Origin of the sequence: Streptomyces sp. NBC_00009 (assembly GCF_045040855.1) — a bacterium.
GTDB lineage: Bacteria > Actinomycetota > Actinomycetes > Streptomycetales > Streptomycetaceae > Streptomyces > Streptomyces aureus.
This window is the reverse complement of record NZ_CP108312.1, coordinates 8,125,608-8,141,503: the sequence shown is the minus strand read 5'-3', so window position 1 is coordinate 8,141,503 and position 15,896 is coordinate 8,125,608. Positions and strand designations below refer to the sequence as shown.

Below are 15,896 nucleotides of genomic sequence, written 5' to 3'. Positions count from 1 at the left end.
CCCTCCGCAGCCACTGACGAAGACGTTCCGTTTTCGGGCTTCATGGAGTCATGAACGAAACCTTCGTAGGGGTCGGCCCCCTCTCCGTCGCCGATGTCGTGTCCGTCGCCCGGCACGGGGCCCGCGTGACCCTCACCCACGAAGCCCTGGGCGAGATAGCCCAGAGCCGCAAGGTGGTCGAGAACCTCGCCAACGACGTCGTGCCCCACTACGGCGTCTCCACGGGCTTCGGCGCCCTGGCCACCCGTCACATCCCGCTGGAGCTGCGCGCGCAGCTCCAGCGCAGCCTCGTGCGCTCGCACGCCGCCGGCTCCGGCGCCGAGGTCGAGCGCGAGGTCGTCCGCGGCCTCATGCTCCTGCGTCTGTCGACGCTCGCCACCGGCCGCACCGGTGTGCGCCCCGACACCGCCCAGGCCTACGCCGACCTGCTCAACGCCGGCATCACCCCGGTCGTCCACGAGTACGGCTCGCTCGGCTGCTCCGGCGACCTCGCCCCGCTCGCCCACTGCGCCCTCGCCGTCATGGGCGAAGGCCAGGTGCGCGACGCGAAGGGCGACCTGATGCCCGCCGCGGACGCGCTCGCCGCCGCCGGCCTCTCCCCCGTCACGCTGCACGAGAAGGAGGGCCTGGCCCTCATCAACGGCACCGACGGCATGCTCGGCCAACTCGTGATGGCCGCGCACGACTTGCAGATGCTGCTGCGCACCGCCGACATCGCCGCCGCCATGAGCGTCGAGGGCCAGCTCGGCACGGACGCCGTGTTCGCCGCCGACCTCCAGGCCCTGCGCCCGCACCCGGGCCAGGGTTCGAGTGCCGCCAACCTCACCGCCCTTCTGAAGGGTTCGGAGATCGTCGCGAGCCACCGCGGTCCGGAGTGCACCTGGGTCCAGGACGCGTACTCGCTGCGCTGCACCCCGCAGGTCCACGGCGCCGCCCGTGACACGCTGGCGCACGCCGAGACGGTCGCCGCGCGTGAGCTGGCCAGCGCCATCGACAACCCCGTCGTCACGCCGGACGGGCGCGTCGAGTCCAACGGCAACTTCCACGGCGCGCCCGTGGCCTGTGTCCTGGACTTCCTGGCCATCTCCGTCGCCGACGTGGCCTCCGTCAGTGAGCGGCGTACCGACCGCTTCCTCGACGTCGCGCGCAACCACGGTCTGAACGCCTTCCTCGCCGACGACCCGGGCGTGGACTCCGGCCACATGATCGCCCAGTACACCCAGGCGGGCATCGTCTCCGAGCTCAAGCGCCTCGCCGCGCCCGCCTCGGTCGACTCCATCCCCTCCAGCGCCATGCAGGAGGACCACGTCTCCATGGGGTGGGCCGCGGCCCGCAAGCTGCGCCGCGCCATCGACGGCCTGACCCGCGTGGTCGCCGTCGAGATCCTCACCGCGGCCCGCGCGCTCGACCTCCGTGGCCCCCTGGCCCCCGCGCCCGCCACGGCGGCCGTCCTGGCCGGACTGCGTCGCGATGTCGAGGGCCCCGGCACCGACCGGTACCTCGCTCCCGAGATCGAGGCCGCCGTGCAGTTCGTGGCCACCGGCGGCGCCCTCGCGGCCGCCGAGTCGGTGACCGGCCCGCTGGGCTGAACCGATCGGACGATCGGACCTGGTTCCTGTGACCGTTCGGGCCTGGTCCAAGTAAGCCGAACTCCCGCCGCCGGCCTGTCCGGCGGCGGGAGTTCGGCTTCTGCGTGGGGCGTACTGCTTCTAGGTGGGGTGTCCCGCCGTCTGCGTACGGGCCTGTGCGTCGGCCACCCCGCCGATGCGCCGGCTCAGTTGGTTCGCCGTACGGGTCACCTGCGCGGCGATCCGCCGCTGTTGCTCGGCCCCGACCTCGTCGCCGCGAAAAGTGACCGCGACACCGGCGACGGGGTGCGCGCTGTGGTCGAGGACCGCGGCCGCCACGGACGAGAAGCCCGGCGTCACCTCGCCGTCCTCCGTGGCGTACCCCCGCCGCCGCGCCTCCACGAGGAGTTGGCGGAGTGCGGTCAGCGAGCCGGGACCGGACTCGTTGCGCAGGACGAAGGCCGACGCGTCGGGGAACAGGGCCCGCACCTGCGCCTGCGGCAGACGGGCCAGGACCGCCCGGCCGCTGGCGGTGAGGTGGGCCGGCAGCCGGACACCGACCTCGGTCACCAGGGGCGCACGTCCGGGCGCCCGCTCCTCGATCACGTAGATGACCTCGCGGCCGTGCAGTACGGCGAGGTGGGCGTTGTGGCCCGTGCTGTCGACGAGCTTGGCCAGCGGCACCCGCGCCAGGCGCTGGAAGGGCGCCTGCCTGCTGTATCCGGAGGCGAGTTCGAAGGCGCTGACGCCCAGTCCGTAGCGTCGCTCCTCCAGCAGGTGCACGACGAAGCCCTCGCGCGCCAGGGTGTCGAGCAGGTGGTACGTCGTCGAACGGGGAAGCCCGACGTCACGGCTGATCGCCGCGGCGGGTACGGGCCCTGCCTGGCCCGCGAGATAGCGGAGGATGGCCAACACCTGGGCGGCGGCGGGAACGGGAGACATACCGGGAGGTTACGTCCGCCCGTCGGCCCCGCCCCGGACCACCCGTACGAAGTCTGGGATACGAGACGCAATGCGGGCGGCGGCCCTGGCACCGCCCCCGGCGCCTGGTGCTTGATGGAAGCCCCCGGTGCGGACGCGCGATGGAACGCCGTCCGCACCGGGGCACTCACTCATCCGCTGCCCGGCCGTGTGCCCACGGATCACGCCGCGCCGCCAGGACCTGGCCGCAGCATCCACGGAGAGATTCACATGCCAGTCCCCCAGCCCCTCGCCGAAGCCGGACGCGCCGGTGCTGATCTGCCCGGCGTCTCCACGCTCATCACGAACATCGGCGCCCTGGTCACCAACGACGCCACGCGCGGGACGGGTCCGCTCGGCCTGATCACCGACGCCGCGCTGGTCATCGACGGCACCGACGTCGCCTGGGTGGGCGCCCGGGCCGAGGCGCCCGCGACCGACCGCAGCTTCGACGCCCGGGGCCGGGCAGCCATCCCCGGATTCGTCGACTCGCACTCCCACCTGGTCTTCGCCGGCGACCGGACCGCGGAGTTCAACGCGAGGATGTCGGGCCGCGCCTACAGCGCCGGCGGCATCCGTACGACCGTCGAGGCCACCCGGGCCGCGCCGGACAGCGCGCTCCACGCCACCGCCGGGCGCCATGTGTCCGAAGCCCTGCGGCAGGGCACGACCACCGTCGAGATCAAGTCGGGCTACGGCCTCACGGTGGAACACGAGGCCCGGTCGCTGGCCGTCGCCGCCGCCCACACCGACGAGGCGACGTTCCTCGGCGCGCATGTCGTGCCCGCCGAGTTCGCCGAGGACCCGGCCGGCTATGTCGACCTGGTGACGGGCCCGATGCTCGACGCGTGTGCACCGCACGCCCGTTGGGCGGATGTCTTCTGCGAGCAGGGAGCCTTCGACGCGGACCAGGCACGCGCGATCCTCAAGGCAGCGTCCGCCCGCGGACTCCTGCCGAGGATGCACGCCAACCAGCTGAGCCACGGGCCGGGCGTCCAGCTCGCCGTCGAACTCGGCGCCGCCTCCGCCGACCACTGCACCCACCTCACCGACTCCGACGTCGACGCGCTCGCGCACGACGACACCGTGGCGACGCTGCTGCCGGGCGCGGAGTTCTCGACGCGGGCGACCTACCCCGACGCACGTCGTCTGCTCGACGCCGGCGCGACCGTGGCGCTGTCCCCCGACTGCAACCCCGGCTCCTCCTTCACGAGTTCGATGGCCTTCTGCATCGCCCTTGCCGTACGGGAGATGGGCATGACGCCGGACGAGGCGCTCTGGTCGGCAACGGCGGGCGGCGCACGGGCGCTGCGCCGCGACGACGTCGGCACGCTGTCGCCCGGGGCACGCGCCGACCTCGTACTCCTGGACGCGCCCTCACACGTGCACCTCGCCTACCGCCCCGGTCTTCCCCTCGTCTCCGCCGTCTGGCGCGCCGGCCGGTGCGTCGTCCGAACCGCCTGAGGAATCCCGCGCGCCACCCCCCCGTTCGATCACCGCCCTCCCGAGACACGACGTCACAAACGAGGAAGCCACACGATGGGTGACACACCCGCCAATCCGCCTGCCGGCGTGTACAGCAGCGTCCGTCAGCTGCGCGCCGACGCCTGGAGCTCACTGACCGAACTCGCACGCCAGTGGGCGTCCGACACCTCGAGCGCAGCCCGCCGGCAGGCGACGCAGGAGCGGCTGGACGAACTGTTCCGGCAGTTGCTGCCGATCGAGAACTGCTGGGCCTTCCCCGGCAGGTCCGCCTTCACCGAACTGCGCCGCCTGCGCACGGCCGAGGACCGGTACGGCCTGGCCCGGCGCACGGACGAACTGCATCGCGCCCTGGGCACGGAGTCCTACCGCAGCGCGACGCCCCGCAAGGCCGAGCCGATCGCTCCGGCCGGGGAGGAGCCGCTTCCGGGCGGGACGACGCCCAAGCCGTACTTCGAGGTCCTCGTCGTCGGCGAACTGACCGCGGCGGAGGAGGAGGCGCTGCGCATCTCGCTGCGTGGCCGGCGCCGCGCCGAGGACGAGTTCGTGTACGAGATCGTCGTCGCGCCCAGCTTCGAGGACGCGGTGATGGCGGTCCTGGTCAACCCCGGTCTGCAAGCCGTGGTCATCCACCGGAGGTTCGCCGACCGTTCCCCGTACGACCTGAGTGTCGTCGCGGGCCTCGTCGAGCAGCCGCAGGCCGACCCGTTGACGCAGGACGGGCCCTACGAGCAGCGGGCGCAGGCGCTCGGTGCGCGGCTGCTCGAACTGCGGCCCGAGATGGACCTCTATCTCATGACCGACGGCTCGGTGGAGCGGATCGCCGGTGTGCTCAGCAGCGGATTCGCCCGGGTCTTCCACGCGCGCGAAGGGCTGCTCGAACTCCACCTGTCGATTCTGCACGGCGTCGGCGAACGCTTCCGCGCGCCGTTCTTCACCGCGCTCAGAGCACACAGCAGACGTCCGACCGGTGTCTTCCACGCGCTGCCCATCTCCCGCGGAACGTCGCTGCTGACCTCGCACTGGATCCCCGAGATGGTCGAGTTCTACGGGCTGAACATCTTCCTCGCCGAGACCTCCGCCACCTCGGGCGGCCTCGACTCCTTGCTGGAGCCGACGGGCCCGCTGCGGGAGGCCCAGGACCTCGCCGCCAAGACGTTCGGAGCGCGCCAGTCGTACTTCGTCACCAACGGCACGTCCACCGCCAACAAGGTGGTCGTACAGGCGCTGGTGCGGCCGGGCGACATCGTCCTGGTCGACCGCAACTGCCACAAGTCCCACCACTACGGGCTGATGCTCGCGGGCGCCCAGGTGGTCTACCTCGACGCCTATCCCCTGGACCGCTACGGGATGTACGGCGCCGTGCCGGTGAAGGAGATCAAGCGCAAGCTGCTGGAGCTGCGGCGAGCCGGACTCCTCGACCGCGTCAAGATGCTGATGCTGACCAACTGCACCTTCGACGGCATCGTCTACAACCCGACGCGGGTGATGGAGGAGTGCCTGGCGCTCAAGCCCGATCTTGCGTTCCTGTGGGACGAGGCGTGGTTCGCCTTCGCCCGCTTCCACCCGGTCTACCGCCGGCGCACCGCCATGGCCGCCGCTCGCACCCTCACGGAGAACCTTCGCGGACAGGGCCTGGCCGACCAGTACGCCCGGCAGCAGCAGGAGTTGGGCGACGACCCCGACGACGAGACACTCCTCGACCGCAGACTCGTCCCCGACCCCGCCCAGGCCCGGATCCGGGTGTACGCCACGCAGTCGACGCACAAGACGCTCACCTCGCTGCGCCAGGGTTCCATGATCCACGTCTTCGACCAGGACTTCAGTCACCGCACGGCGGAGACGTTCCGCGAGGCGTACATGACGCACACCTCCACCTCCCCCAACTACCAGATCCTCGCCTCCCTCGACCTGGGCCGAAGACAGGCCGCGCTGGAGGGCTTCGAGCTGGTCCAGAGGCAGCTCGAACAGGCAGGGGTACTGCGTGACGCGATCGACCAACACCCCGTGCTCAGCCGGTACTTGCGCTTCCTGACGACACCCGACCTGATCCCGGGCGAGTTCCGGGCCTCCGGCGTGGAACAGCCGTTGCGGACGGGCCTGGCGCGGATGTCGACCGCGTGGGAGGACGACGAGTTCGTGCTCGACCCGACCCGGGCGACCCTGCACATCGGTCTCACGGGCATCGACGGGGACACGTTCAAGCACGAGCACCTGATGGACCGCTACGGGGTGCAGGTCAACAAGAGCACCCGCAACACGCTGCTGTTCATGACCAACATCGGCACCACCCGCAGTGCCGTCGCCTACCTCATCGAGGTGCTCCTCAAGATCGTCGAGGAACTGGAGGACCGCAAGGACGAGTTGGGCCCGCCGGCCCTGCGTCGACAAGACGCCGACGCCGCCCGGGACACGGTCGTCGCCCTGCCCGACTTCAGCTCCTTCCATCCCGCCTTCCGACCGGGAGGCCGTACACCCGAAGGGGACATCCGCCGGGCCTTCTACCTGGCGTACGACGAGACGCAGTGCGAGTACCTGTCGGCGGACGAGGTCACCGAGGCCATGACCGGCGGCCGGGACGTCGTCTCGGCCACCTTTGTGACGCCGTACCCGCCCGGATTCCCCGTGCTGGTCCCCGGTCAGGTCGTCAACGACGCCGTACTGGACTACATGCGGGCCCTCGACACCCGGGAGATCCACGGATACCGGCCGGAGACCGGGTACCGGGTCTTCACCGAGCAGGCATTGAAGGAGCAGCAAACGCTCCTGGAGTCCGGCAACGGCCCCTGGGCGGCGGCCTGATCGGTCCGGTCCGGTGTCGGAGCGCCCTCCTTGCCGGGCTTTGACGAGACCGACGCGCGCGGGAGCAAGGTCGATGCCTCGACACAAGATTACCGACCGCTTAGTATCCGCAGGCAGCGCACGCAACCCCCGCGTATCCCACGACAGACAGTCGCCGGCCGTCAGCCCTGGCAATCAGCGCGGACGGCCACGACGGAGAGGCCGCCCATGAACGGCGCGCAGTCGCTGATCCGTACTCTCGTCCGTACCGGTGTCGAAGTGTGCTTCGCCAACCCCGGCACATCGGAGATGCACTTCGTCGCCGCGCTCGACTCCGTACCCGAAATGCGCGGCGTGCTCGGCCTGTTCGAGGGTGCCGTCACCGGGGCCGCCGACGGATACGCACGTATCGCCGACAAACCGGCCGCCACGCTGCTGCACCTGGGCCCCGGCCTCGGCAACGGGCTGGCCAATCTCCACAACGCGCGGCGGGCCCACACCCCCATCGTGAACGTGGTGGGCGACCACGCCACCCACCACAAGAAATATGACGCTCCCCTGGAGTCCGACATCGATCCGGTGGCCGGTTCGGTGAGCGGCTGGGTGCGGCGCAGTGACCGGGTCGCCGAGGTCGGGGCGGACGCTGCGGCCGCGGTGGCGGCCTCGACGGAGGCGCCGGGACAGGTCGCGACGCTGATCCTGCCCGCCGACGCGTCCTGGGACGAGGGCGGCCAGGTCGCCGAACCAGTGCCCTCACGCACTCCCGCGGCCCCCGATCCGCAGACGTTGTCATCCATCGCCGACATCCTGCGCAGCGGCGAACCCGCCGCGCTGCTGATCGGCGGCCCGGCCTGCCGTGAGCCCGGCCTCCTCGCGACCAGCCGGATCGCGAACGCCACCGGCGTGCGCGCACTGGTGGAGACCTTCCCCGCGCGACTGGAGCGCGGCGCGGGTCTGCCCGCCGTCGAGCGCCTCCGCTACCTCGCCGAGCAGGCCGTCCGCCAACTGGACGGCGTCAAGCACCTGATCGTGGCGGGCACCCGCTCCCCCGTGTCGTTCTTCGCCTACCCCGGCAAGCCGAGCGACCTGGTACCGGAGGGCGCCCAGGTGCACACCCTCGCCGATCCGTCCCAGGACGTGGTCGCCGCTCTGGAAGCGCTGGCCGAGCAGGTGGCAGCGGACACGCTCCCGACCCTGGCCGAGCCCGCCCTCCCGTCGCTCCCGAGCGGCCCCCTCACCGCGAACAACTGGGCCGAAGTCGTCGGCGCCCTGCTCCCCGCCGGCGCGATCATCTCGGACGAGGCCAACACCTCCGGCGCGGCCCTGCCGGCGGCGACGGCCGGCGCGCCCCGGCACGACGTCCTCACGCTGACCGGCGGCGCGATCGGGCAGGGCATCCCGGTGGCCACCGGCGCGGCGATCGCGGCGCCGGACCGGCCGGTCATCAATCTGGAGGCCGACGGCAGCGCGATGTACACGATCTCGGCCCTGTGGACCCAGGCACGCGAGAACCTCGACGTCACCACCGTCATCCTGAACAACAGCGCCTACGCCGTACTGCGCCTCGAAATGCTGCGGGTCGGCGCCGACCTCTCGGGTCCTGCCGCGAAGACACTGCTCGACCTCTCCTCGCCCGACCTGAACTTCGCCAAGATCGCGGAAGGGATGGGTGTCCCGTCGTCACGGGCGACCACCTGCGAGGAACTCGCCGAGCAGCTCCGCCGCGCGTTGGCGGAACCGGGCCCTCATCTGATCGACGCCGTGGTCCCGCCTCACCTGTAGGGCGCGGCTGTCACTGCCCGGGGAGGCACCAGCACTTCCGCCACGACTACTCGGGCAGCGGCCGGTCCTGCACCACGTTCTTCATGACGAGGGTGGAGGTCAGGCGCTGCACGCCGGGCAGTTGGGCCAGTTGCTGGTCGTAGAGCTGCTGGTAAGCGGCGAGATCCGCGGTGGCGACGCGCAGCAGGTAGTCAGGGTCGCCGAAGAGGCGCTGGGCCTGGATGACGTGAGGGATGGCGGTCACGGCCTCCTCGAAGGCGGTGACGGTGTCGCGGTGCTCCCAGCGCAGGGTGGCGAAGACCAGGGCTTCGAATTCCAGGCCGACGGCCGCAGGGTCGACGACTGCGCGATAGCCGCGGATGGCGCCCGCGCGTTCGAGGTCCCGCAACCGGCGATGGCAGGGCGAGACGCTCAGCTGTACGCGCGCGGCCAGCTCGGTGATGGTCAGGCGGCCGTCCAGCTGCAGCTCGGTAAGAATTTTCCGGTCCATGGCGTCCATGGGGAAGATTCTCCCTCAGATGGCGCGATCATGAAGTAAACACAGGAACACTTTCGGACAGATCCAACCTAACCTTCCCTCTCAGGCATGGAACGTGAGAGGGAACGATTGATGGACACGACGACAGTGGCGGCATTTCTGGCGGTGGATCTTCTGCTGGTGTTCACTCCGGGCGCGGACTGGGCCTACGCGATCTCGGCCGGGCTGCGGGACCGGTCGGTCGTCCCCGCGGTCACCGGGCTGATAGCCGGATACGTGGGCTACACGCTGATCGCCGTCGTGGGCCTGGTGGCGATCGTGGCGAGTTCGGCGACCGTCCTCACCGCGCTCACCGTCACCGGCGCGGCCTACCTGATGTGGCTGGGCTGGGGCGTACTGCGCCGGCCGGCGGCCCTCGGCGCGTCCACCGAGCCGATGGCCACCTCGCGCGGGCAGATCATGCTCAAGGGCGCCGGGATCAGCGGACTCAACCCCAAGGCGCTACTGCTGTACTTCTCGCTGTTCCCGCAGTTCATCCACCCCGCGGACGGCTGGCCGGTCGCCGCACAGACGGGGTTGCTCAGCGCGCTCCACATAACGGCGTGCGCCGTCGTCTACCTCTCGGTAGGCGTTCTCGCCCGCACCGTCCTCAAGACCCGGCCTTCGGCAGCCCGGGCCGTCACCCGCGCTTCCGGAGCCATGATGATCGCCATCGGCGGCTTCCTTCTGGCCGAACGCCTGGCCGTCTGACGAAGGCGGCCTCACAGCGCTCCCCCACAGAACCCGATATCCGACGAAGGAGAACACGTGGAACGCCACGAGCACCAGGAGCATGCGAGCACCGAGGTGCAGGAGCGCGTGCGGGCCAGCTTCGACCGACAGGGACTGATGGCCCACCTCGGTGCGCGGCTCACACGCATCGCACCGGGCGTCGTGCACATCGCGCTCCCGGCCCGGCCCGAAGTCACCCAGCAGCACGGCTACTTCCACGCCGGCGCCACCAGTTCCATCGCCGACAGCGCCGGTGGCTACGCGGCCTTCACCCTGTTCCCCGAGAACACCGAGGTACTCACGGTCGAATACAAGATCAACCTGCTCGCGCCCGCCCTCGGGAACCACCTTGAGGCCGTAGGAACCGTCCTCAAGGCCGGGCGGACCCTGACCGTGTGTCAGCTGGAGGTCTTCGCCGCCCAGGACGACGGCACGCGCAAGCTCGTGGCCAACGGGCAGCAGACGCTGATCCGGGTGAACAGGACCGAGCAGTGAGCGGGGGCGACCCGGCCACGCCTCCCATCGAGCGTTCCCTCGACCTCAACTTTAGGGTGAGAGTCCGGCGTCCCTTCCCCTGCCGGCCACTGAGGTCAGCGCGCATGGTTGTGCATGACGTGCTTGGTGCGCGAGTAGTCGTCCAGCGCATAGACCGACAGGTCCCGGCCGTAGCCGGATCCCTTGAAGCCGCCCCAAGGGACTTCGGCGGCCAGTACGAGATGTGAGTTGCCCCAGACGGTTCCGAAGTCGAGTCGCGCGGCGACGTCGTGGCTGCGGCGGGCGTTCTCGGTCCACACCGATGCCGCCAGGCCGAAGGGGACGTCGTTGGCCCGCCGCACGGCCTCCTCCTCGTCGGTGAAGGTCTCGACCGTGACGACCGGGCCGAAGATCTCCTCGCGGGCGGCTTCGGCCCCTTCGGGTACGTCGACCAGCACGGTCGGGGCAACGAAGTAGCCGGGCCCGTCGATGCCGCCGCCTCCGGTCGCCACACGGACACCGTCGGCCTTCGCGCGTTCCACGTACCCCGTCACACGCTCGAAGTGTGCCTTCGAGACCATGGGGCCGACCTCGATGTCCTCGCCGGCGGTCGGCTCACCGATGACCAGCGAGCGGACCTCGCCGACGAGCAGCTCGACGAATTGCTCGGCGACGGATACGTGGACGAGTACGCGGCAGGCGGCCCCGCATTCCTGGCCCGAGTTCCAGAAGCCGGCGACGCGCAGCGCCGAGGCTGCGGCCGCGAGATCGGCGTCCGGGAAGATCACGACCGGGGCCTTGCCGCCGAGTTCGAGGTGTACGCGCTTCAAGGTCTCGGCGGCGGACCGGGCGACGGCGCGACCGCTGGGGACCGAGCCGGTCAGGGCGATCATGTCCACGTCCGGGTGCTCGGCGAGGCGGGCGCCGGCGGCCGCGCCGTATCCGGTGACGACGTTCACCACGCCGGGCGGCAGAAGATCGGCGACGAGTTCGGCGAACTTCAGGGTGGTCAGCGGGGTCTGCTCGGACGGCTTGATGACCAGGGTGTTGCCCGCTGCGAGAATCGGAGCGATCTTCCAGGCCGCCATGAGCAGGGGGTAGTTCCAGGGCGTGATCACGCCGATCACCCCGAGCGGCTCCCGCAGGATGACCGAGAGGTGGTTCTCGGCGTAGTCACCGGCAGCCATGGAGGTGGTCGCGCGCAGGGCACCGGCCATGAAGCGGAAGGTGTCGATGGTCATGTCGACGTCGTCGCGCGACACGGCGAACGGCTTGCCTGTGTTCGCCGACTCCAGCCTGCTCAGCAGCTCGGTGTCGGCGGCGAGTCGGTCGGCGATGGCGTGCAACAGCTCTGAGCGGTCCTTGGGAACCAGCCGGGCCCAGTGGCTCTTTGCGGCCACCGCGGCGGCGACCGCCCGGTCGATGTCCTCGGAGGTCCCCGCCGGAGTATGGGCGATGACGTCCTCGGTGCTCGGGTCGATCACGTCGATGACGCGCTCGGCCGATCCCCCGAGGAACTTCCCGTCGACGAAGTGACCGGCCGGAGGCAGGTCCGCCTCGGTGATCAGCGGTGGCGTCGCGTCCGCTGCGCGTCGAACCGTAGCCGTCGTGAGGTCGGCGCCAGTGGTCATGATCGGTGACTCCTTTGTGTGTGGTCGTGCGGGACAGCAGGGATGAGGAAGGGATCGGGCGGGATACGACGCCGGCGTGGCAGCCTAGGATCGTCCCGGGCTGCCACGCCTCCCGTCACCGTGCCGTCGACAGTTCGGACAGCGCCTCGACCAGGGACGAGATCCGTGCGGTCGTGGCGCCGTCGAGGCCGAGCACGGGCTCTCGGGGCTCTCCGACGGGGAATCCGGTGGCACCCAGGGCAGCCTTGACCGCCGGGATGAAGGGGGCGGACATCATCGCGTCCATCAGCGGCCAGATGCGGGCCCACTCGGCTCGCGCACGGTCGAGTTCGCCGGCGCGCAACGCGCGGTGGATCGAGACGAGTTCGGCCGGCATGACGTTCGCCGTCCCGGCCATGACACCGGCGGCGCCCTCCGAGATCGCGGTGAGGAGCAGGCTGTCCCATCCGACGAAGGTGGAGATGACGTCACCGTGGCGGTGGATCAGCTGTCCGGCCTGGGCCATGTCGGCACTGGTGTCCTTGATGTACTGGATGTTCTCCACCTCGCGGGCGAGCTGCGCCACGGTGTCCGGCGAGAGGTTTACGCCGGTGGCTCCCGGCAGGTTGTAGAGCATGACGGGGATGTCCACGGCGTCCGCGACGGTGCGCAGGTAGCGCAGGGTCTCGTCGAGCGTGAGCGGCTCGTAGTACGGGGCGACGACCATCAGTACGGAGGCGCCCGCGTCCTGTGCGTGGCGGGAGAGTTCGACCGCCTCGCGGGTGCTCAGCGCTCCGGTCTGCGCGACGACCGGGATCCGTCCGGCGGTCTGGTCGATGACGGTCTCGACGACGTGGCGGCGCTCGGCCGCGCTCATCGCGGCGAACTCGCCGGTGGAGCCGCAGGCGACGACGCCGTCGACTCCGCCGTCGATGCTGCGGTCGACCAGGCGGCGCAGGGTCTTCTCGTCGATCTGGCCGTCCTGTGCGAACGGGGAGGCGAGTGCGGTCAGGACGCCGCTCAGCTGGGAGGACATGGTGATGCTCCTGGAGGAAGTGAAGTGGTCTTAGGGGTACGGGAGTTCAGAGCGTCGCGTGCATCGGGTGCGGGGCGCTTCCGCGGTCGGTGGCCAGCAGGCTCTGCGCCTCTTGCGCGGCCGACAGGCCGGTCTGGATCGCGGTCTCGGTGTAGAGGGTGCCGAGGTAGTCGCCCGCGAGGAGGACACGCCCGGTGCGGCGGGTCAGGGCGGGCTGCAGCTTCCCGCGGCCTGGGAAGCAGTAGGGCGCGCCGGTGGGCCAGCGCTGGACCTCGGCCTCGACGACCTTGTCGGAGAAGCCCGGCAGGACCTGGTCGAGGTCGTCGAGGTAGATCCGGCGGATGTCGTCGTCGTCGAGTTCGAGGAGGCGGCGGGCCAGGCTGCCCGGCGAGAACGTCATGAGGCTGCTGCCGGGGCGGCGTTCTCCTTCGCCTTCCAGACCGCGCGCGATGTTCGACAGGTTCAGCGCGACATTGAAGGAGCGCTTCGGTGTCGCGATGGCGTAGGCGCCGTCCCAGACCTGCCGTCCGGTCTCGTTCGTGAGGAACGCCGCGCTCACGTACGGGCCGTAGACGACCTTCGAGAGCGCCTCGCGGACGTCGCGGTCGAGGTCTACGGCGACCCGGTGGCTGACGGTCGCCGGTGTGGCGAGCACGACGCAGCGTGCCTCGACCTCCTGCTCGACCCCGTCCTGACGGTAGCGGACGACGACCGAGTCCTTCTTGTGGACGATCTCGTCGACGGTCGCGCGCAGCCGCACCCGGTCCGACAGAGACGCGGCGATCGACTCGGTGAGCGTAGAGGGGCCGCCGATGATGCTCTGCGAGAGGCCGGCGCCGATGTTCCACACCAGGCTGAAGTAGCCGACACCGGCACCGGCGGAAAGCTGGTCGATGTCGGCGGCCGAGCGGGTCACCGTCGGCTTGAACAGCTCTACGGCGTCCTGCGGGAGGTCCCCGATGAAGTCGGCGAAGCTGCGGTCGTTCATGAAGTCGTAGACGCGCTGCTGGCGGGTGGCCTCGTCCTCGCCGGGCCGAAGGCGCACGATCCGGGCGTACTTGGCGACGGCGAGGGCGACCTTGGCGCCGGCCTTCACCATGCCGACGCGGGCGTCCCACGACATCGGGATGCGGAACGGGTAGCTCTCCACCCGGCCCTTGAGCAGCAGCTTGCCGTTCATCGAGAGACCGGCCAGCGATCCCGTCACCGGGGTCGAGTCGATGCCGGTGTCGCGCAGCAGCCACGCGGTGGAGGAGTCGCCGCCGGCGTAGACGTGTCCACCCCAGTTGAGCCAGTACGGTCCGCGGCGCTCGGAGCGGATGCGTCCGCCGACGCGGTCCTCGGACTCCAGAAGGAGGGTGTCCCAGTGCCTCAGTCGCCGGCCCGCGGCCAGTCCGGCGATGCCGCCTCCGACGATCACGACGTCTTTCATCGGTAATCTCCTGGATCTCTCTGCGAGTTGAACGGTGTGGTGTGTCGTGCGGCTGTACGGGCGGCCTCGCGTGGTCAGACCTTGGCGGGGCTGGGGGCAGGCTCGGTGCGGGGCGTCAGCGCCGCGGACTCGTGCAGGCTCAGGCCACGTGTCTCGGGTGCCCAGAAGAGGGAGACGAGCGCGCCGACGAAGCTGATGGCGGAGGCCGCGAGCATGGTGCCGCCGATGCCCCAGCCGGTCAGGGCCAGCGGGACCAGGTAGGTGCCGACGGCAGCGCCTACGCGGCTGGCCGAGGAGGCCAGGCCCACGGCGGAGCCGCGGACCTCGGTCGGGAACAGCTCGTTGGGGTAGATCCACTGCAGGATCTGGGTGCCGCCGATCATCACCGCGTACAGCGCGAAGAGGACCATGATCACGGCGGACGGGGCGTCCGGGAAGATCCCGAGTACCAGCAGGGCGAGGCCCGACCAGACGAAACTGTGGATGACCAGGGAGCGCCGGCCCATGCGGTTCACGCAGAGCAGGGCGACCGTACAGCCGATCAGGAACATGACGGTGATGAGGGCCGAGCCGATGTGGGCCAGCGACCCTTGGAGGTTGAGGGCGCCGAGGATGGTGGGTCCGAAGGCGTAGATCGCGAAGAGCGGGACGACGGAACACGTCCAGAAGACCGAGATGTAGAGCATCCGTCCGCCGTAGCCGGACCGCAGGATCGCCTTCACGTCGACGTTCTCGCGCTCCTCGTCCTCCGCCAGGTCGGCGATGGTGGCCTCGGGGCCGAAGACCTGCTTGAGGACGGCCTCTGCCTCTTCGGTACGGCCCTTGCTCGCCAGCCAGCGCGGCGACTCGGGTGTGCCGAGCCGCAGCAGCACGATCACCGTGGCGGGCAGCGCCGCGCTGACCAGCATCCACCGCCACCCGTCGTCCCCCAGGGCGAGCAGGAGCTCTCCGACGGTGTAGGCGACCGCCGCGCCGACGAACCACGCGACGACCAGGCCCCCGAGGAGCGGCCCGCGGTAGCGGCTCGGTGTGAACTCGGCGAGCAGCGAGGTCGCGATGGGGTAGTCGGCGCCGACCGCCATGCCGATCAGGAGCCGCAGGACGAACAGCCAGACCGGGTCATCGGCCCAGAACTGTGCGACGGAGCAGCCGATGATCGCGATCAGGTCGACGGTGTACAGCATCTGGCGGCCGAACCTGTCCGTCAGCCAGCCGCCGAGGAACGCACCGAGGAAGACCCCGATCAGGGCGGACGCACCGATCAACCCCTGTGCGGAGCCGGACAGTTCGAGCTGCGGGGCGATCTGCACCATGGCGACGCCGATGACGCTGAGGACGTACCCGTCGAGGAACGGGCCGCCGGAGGAGTACAGCGCGAGTTTCTTGTGGAAGTTCGACAGGGGTGCGTCATCCAGTCGGTTTCCTGTTTCTGTGGGTGCGGTCATCACGGCCTCCGGGAGCGGTTCCCGGACTCGCCCGTGTCAGGGCGGTCCGGTCCAGGTGGGGGTTGATGTCTTGGTGG

Annotated in this window: 12 protein-coding genes; 6 read left to right on the top strand and 6 right to left on the bottom strand. The window is 70.5% G+C overall.

All coding sequences use genetic code 11. From position 1 onward, the window contains the following. The first annotated feature begins 50 nt into the window (after nucleotides 1-50). Complete coding sequence (gene hutH / locus OHA58_RS37040) at nucleotides 51-1,589, top strand: histidine ammonia-lyase (protein WP_405484093.1); 1,539 nt, start codon at nucleotides 51-53, stop codon at nucleotides 1,587-1,589. 120 nt (nucleotides 1,590-1,709) lie between these two features. Here hutH and OHA58_RS37035 read toward each other — a convergent pair whose 3' ends face one another. Beyond that, on the bottom strand, nucleotides 1,710-2,510 hold the full coding sequence (locus OHA58_RS37035) for an IclR family transcriptional regulator (RefSeq protein WP_405484091.1): 801 nt from the start codon (nucleotides 2,508-2,510) through the stop codon (nucleotides 1,710-1,712). A gap of 249 nt (nucleotides 2,511-2,759) precedes the next feature. Here OHA58_RS37035 and hutI point away from each other — a divergent pair, with 249 nt between their 5' ends. From hutI to OHA58_RS37020, 3 genes are all read left to right on the top strand, one after another. Further along, nucleotides 2,760-3,992 carry an imidazolonepropionase gene (gene hutI / locus OHA58_RS37030; protein WP_405484089.1) on the top strand — a complete coding sequence of 411 codons (1,233 nt, stop codon included), beginning with the start codon at nucleotides 2,760-2,762 and terminating at the stop codon, nucleotides 3,990-3,992. 75 nt (nucleotides 3,993-4,067) lie between these two features. Beyond that, a complete protein-coding gene (locus tag OHA58_RS37025) occupies nucleotides 4,068-6,812 on the top strand; it encodes an aminotransferase class I/II-fold pyridoxal phosphate-dependent enzyme (protein WP_405484087.1) in 2,745 nt (914 codons plus the stop codon). A gap of 207 nt (nucleotides 6,813-7,019) precedes the next feature. Continuing rightward, nucleotides 7,020-8,573, top strand: a complete 1,554-nt coding sequence (locus tag OHA58_RS37020; protein ID WP_405484085.1) for an acetolactate synthase large subunit — start codon at nucleotides 7,020-7,022, stop codon at nucleotides 8,571-8,573. Between the two features lie 46 nt (nucleotides 8,574-8,619). Here OHA58_RS37020 and OHA58_RS37015 read toward each other — a convergent pair whose 3' ends face one another. Next, the gene (locus tag OHA58_RS37015; RefSeq protein ID WP_405484083.1) at nucleotides 8,620-9,072 is read right to left on the bottom strand and encodes an Lrp/AsnC family transcriptional regulator; all 453 of its coding nucleotides are present in this window, start codon (nucleotides 9,070-9,072) and stop codon (nucleotides 8,620-8,622) included. A gap of 111 nt (nucleotides 9,073-9,183) precedes the next feature. Here OHA58_RS37015 and OHA58_RS37010 point away from each other — a divergent pair, with 111 nt between their 5' ends. Further along, nucleotides 9,184-9,801, top strand: a complete 618-nt coding sequence (locus OHA58_RS37010; protein WP_405484081.1) for a LysE family translocator — start codon at nucleotides 9,184-9,186, stop codon at nucleotides 9,799-9,801. Nucleotides 9,802-9,939: 138 nt separating this feature from the next. Next, entirely contained in the window at nucleotides 9,940-10,317 is a 378-nt protein-coding gene (locus tag OHA58_RS37005; protein WP_405485371.1) for a PaaI family thioesterase, read from the top strand. A 95-nt stretch (nucleotides 10,318-10,412) separates the two neighbouring features. Here the strand turns inward: OHA58_RS37005 and OHA58_RS37000 are convergent, their stop codons facing one another. From OHA58_RS37000 to OHA58_RS36985, 4 genes are all read right to left on the bottom strand, one after another. Further along, the gene (locus OHA58_RS37000) at nucleotides 10,413-11,927 is read right to left on the bottom strand and encodes an aldehyde dehydrogenase family protein (RefSeq protein ID WP_405484079.1); all 1,515 of its coding nucleotides are present in this window, start codon (nucleotides 11,925-11,927) and stop codon (nucleotides 10,413-10,415) included. 115 nt (nucleotides 11,928-12,042) lie between these two features. Then, nucleotides 12,043-12,942: a 4-hydroxy-tetrahydrodipicolinate synthase gene (dapA, locus tag OHA58_RS36995; RefSeq protein WP_405484077.1), complete on the bottom strand. Its 900-nt coding sequence runs from the start codon at nucleotides 12,940-12,942 to the stop codon at nucleotides 12,043-12,045. Between the two features lie 46 nt (nucleotides 12,943-12,988). Next, nucleotides 12,989-14,374 carry an NAD(P)/FAD-dependent oxidoreductase gene (locus OHA58_RS36990; RefSeq protein ID WP_405484075.1) on the bottom strand — a complete coding sequence of 462 codons (1,386 nt, stop codon included), beginning with the start codon at nucleotides 14,372-14,374 and terminating at the stop codon, nucleotides 12,989-12,991. A gap of 74 nt (nucleotides 14,375-14,448) precedes the next feature. Next, complete coding sequence (locus tag OHA58_RS36985) at nucleotides 14,449-15,819, bottom strand: MFS transporter (RefSeq protein ID WP_405484073.1); 1,371 nt, start codon at nucleotides 15,817-15,819, stop codon at nucleotides 14,449-14,451. Nucleotides 15,820-15,896 lie beyond the last annotated feature (77 nt).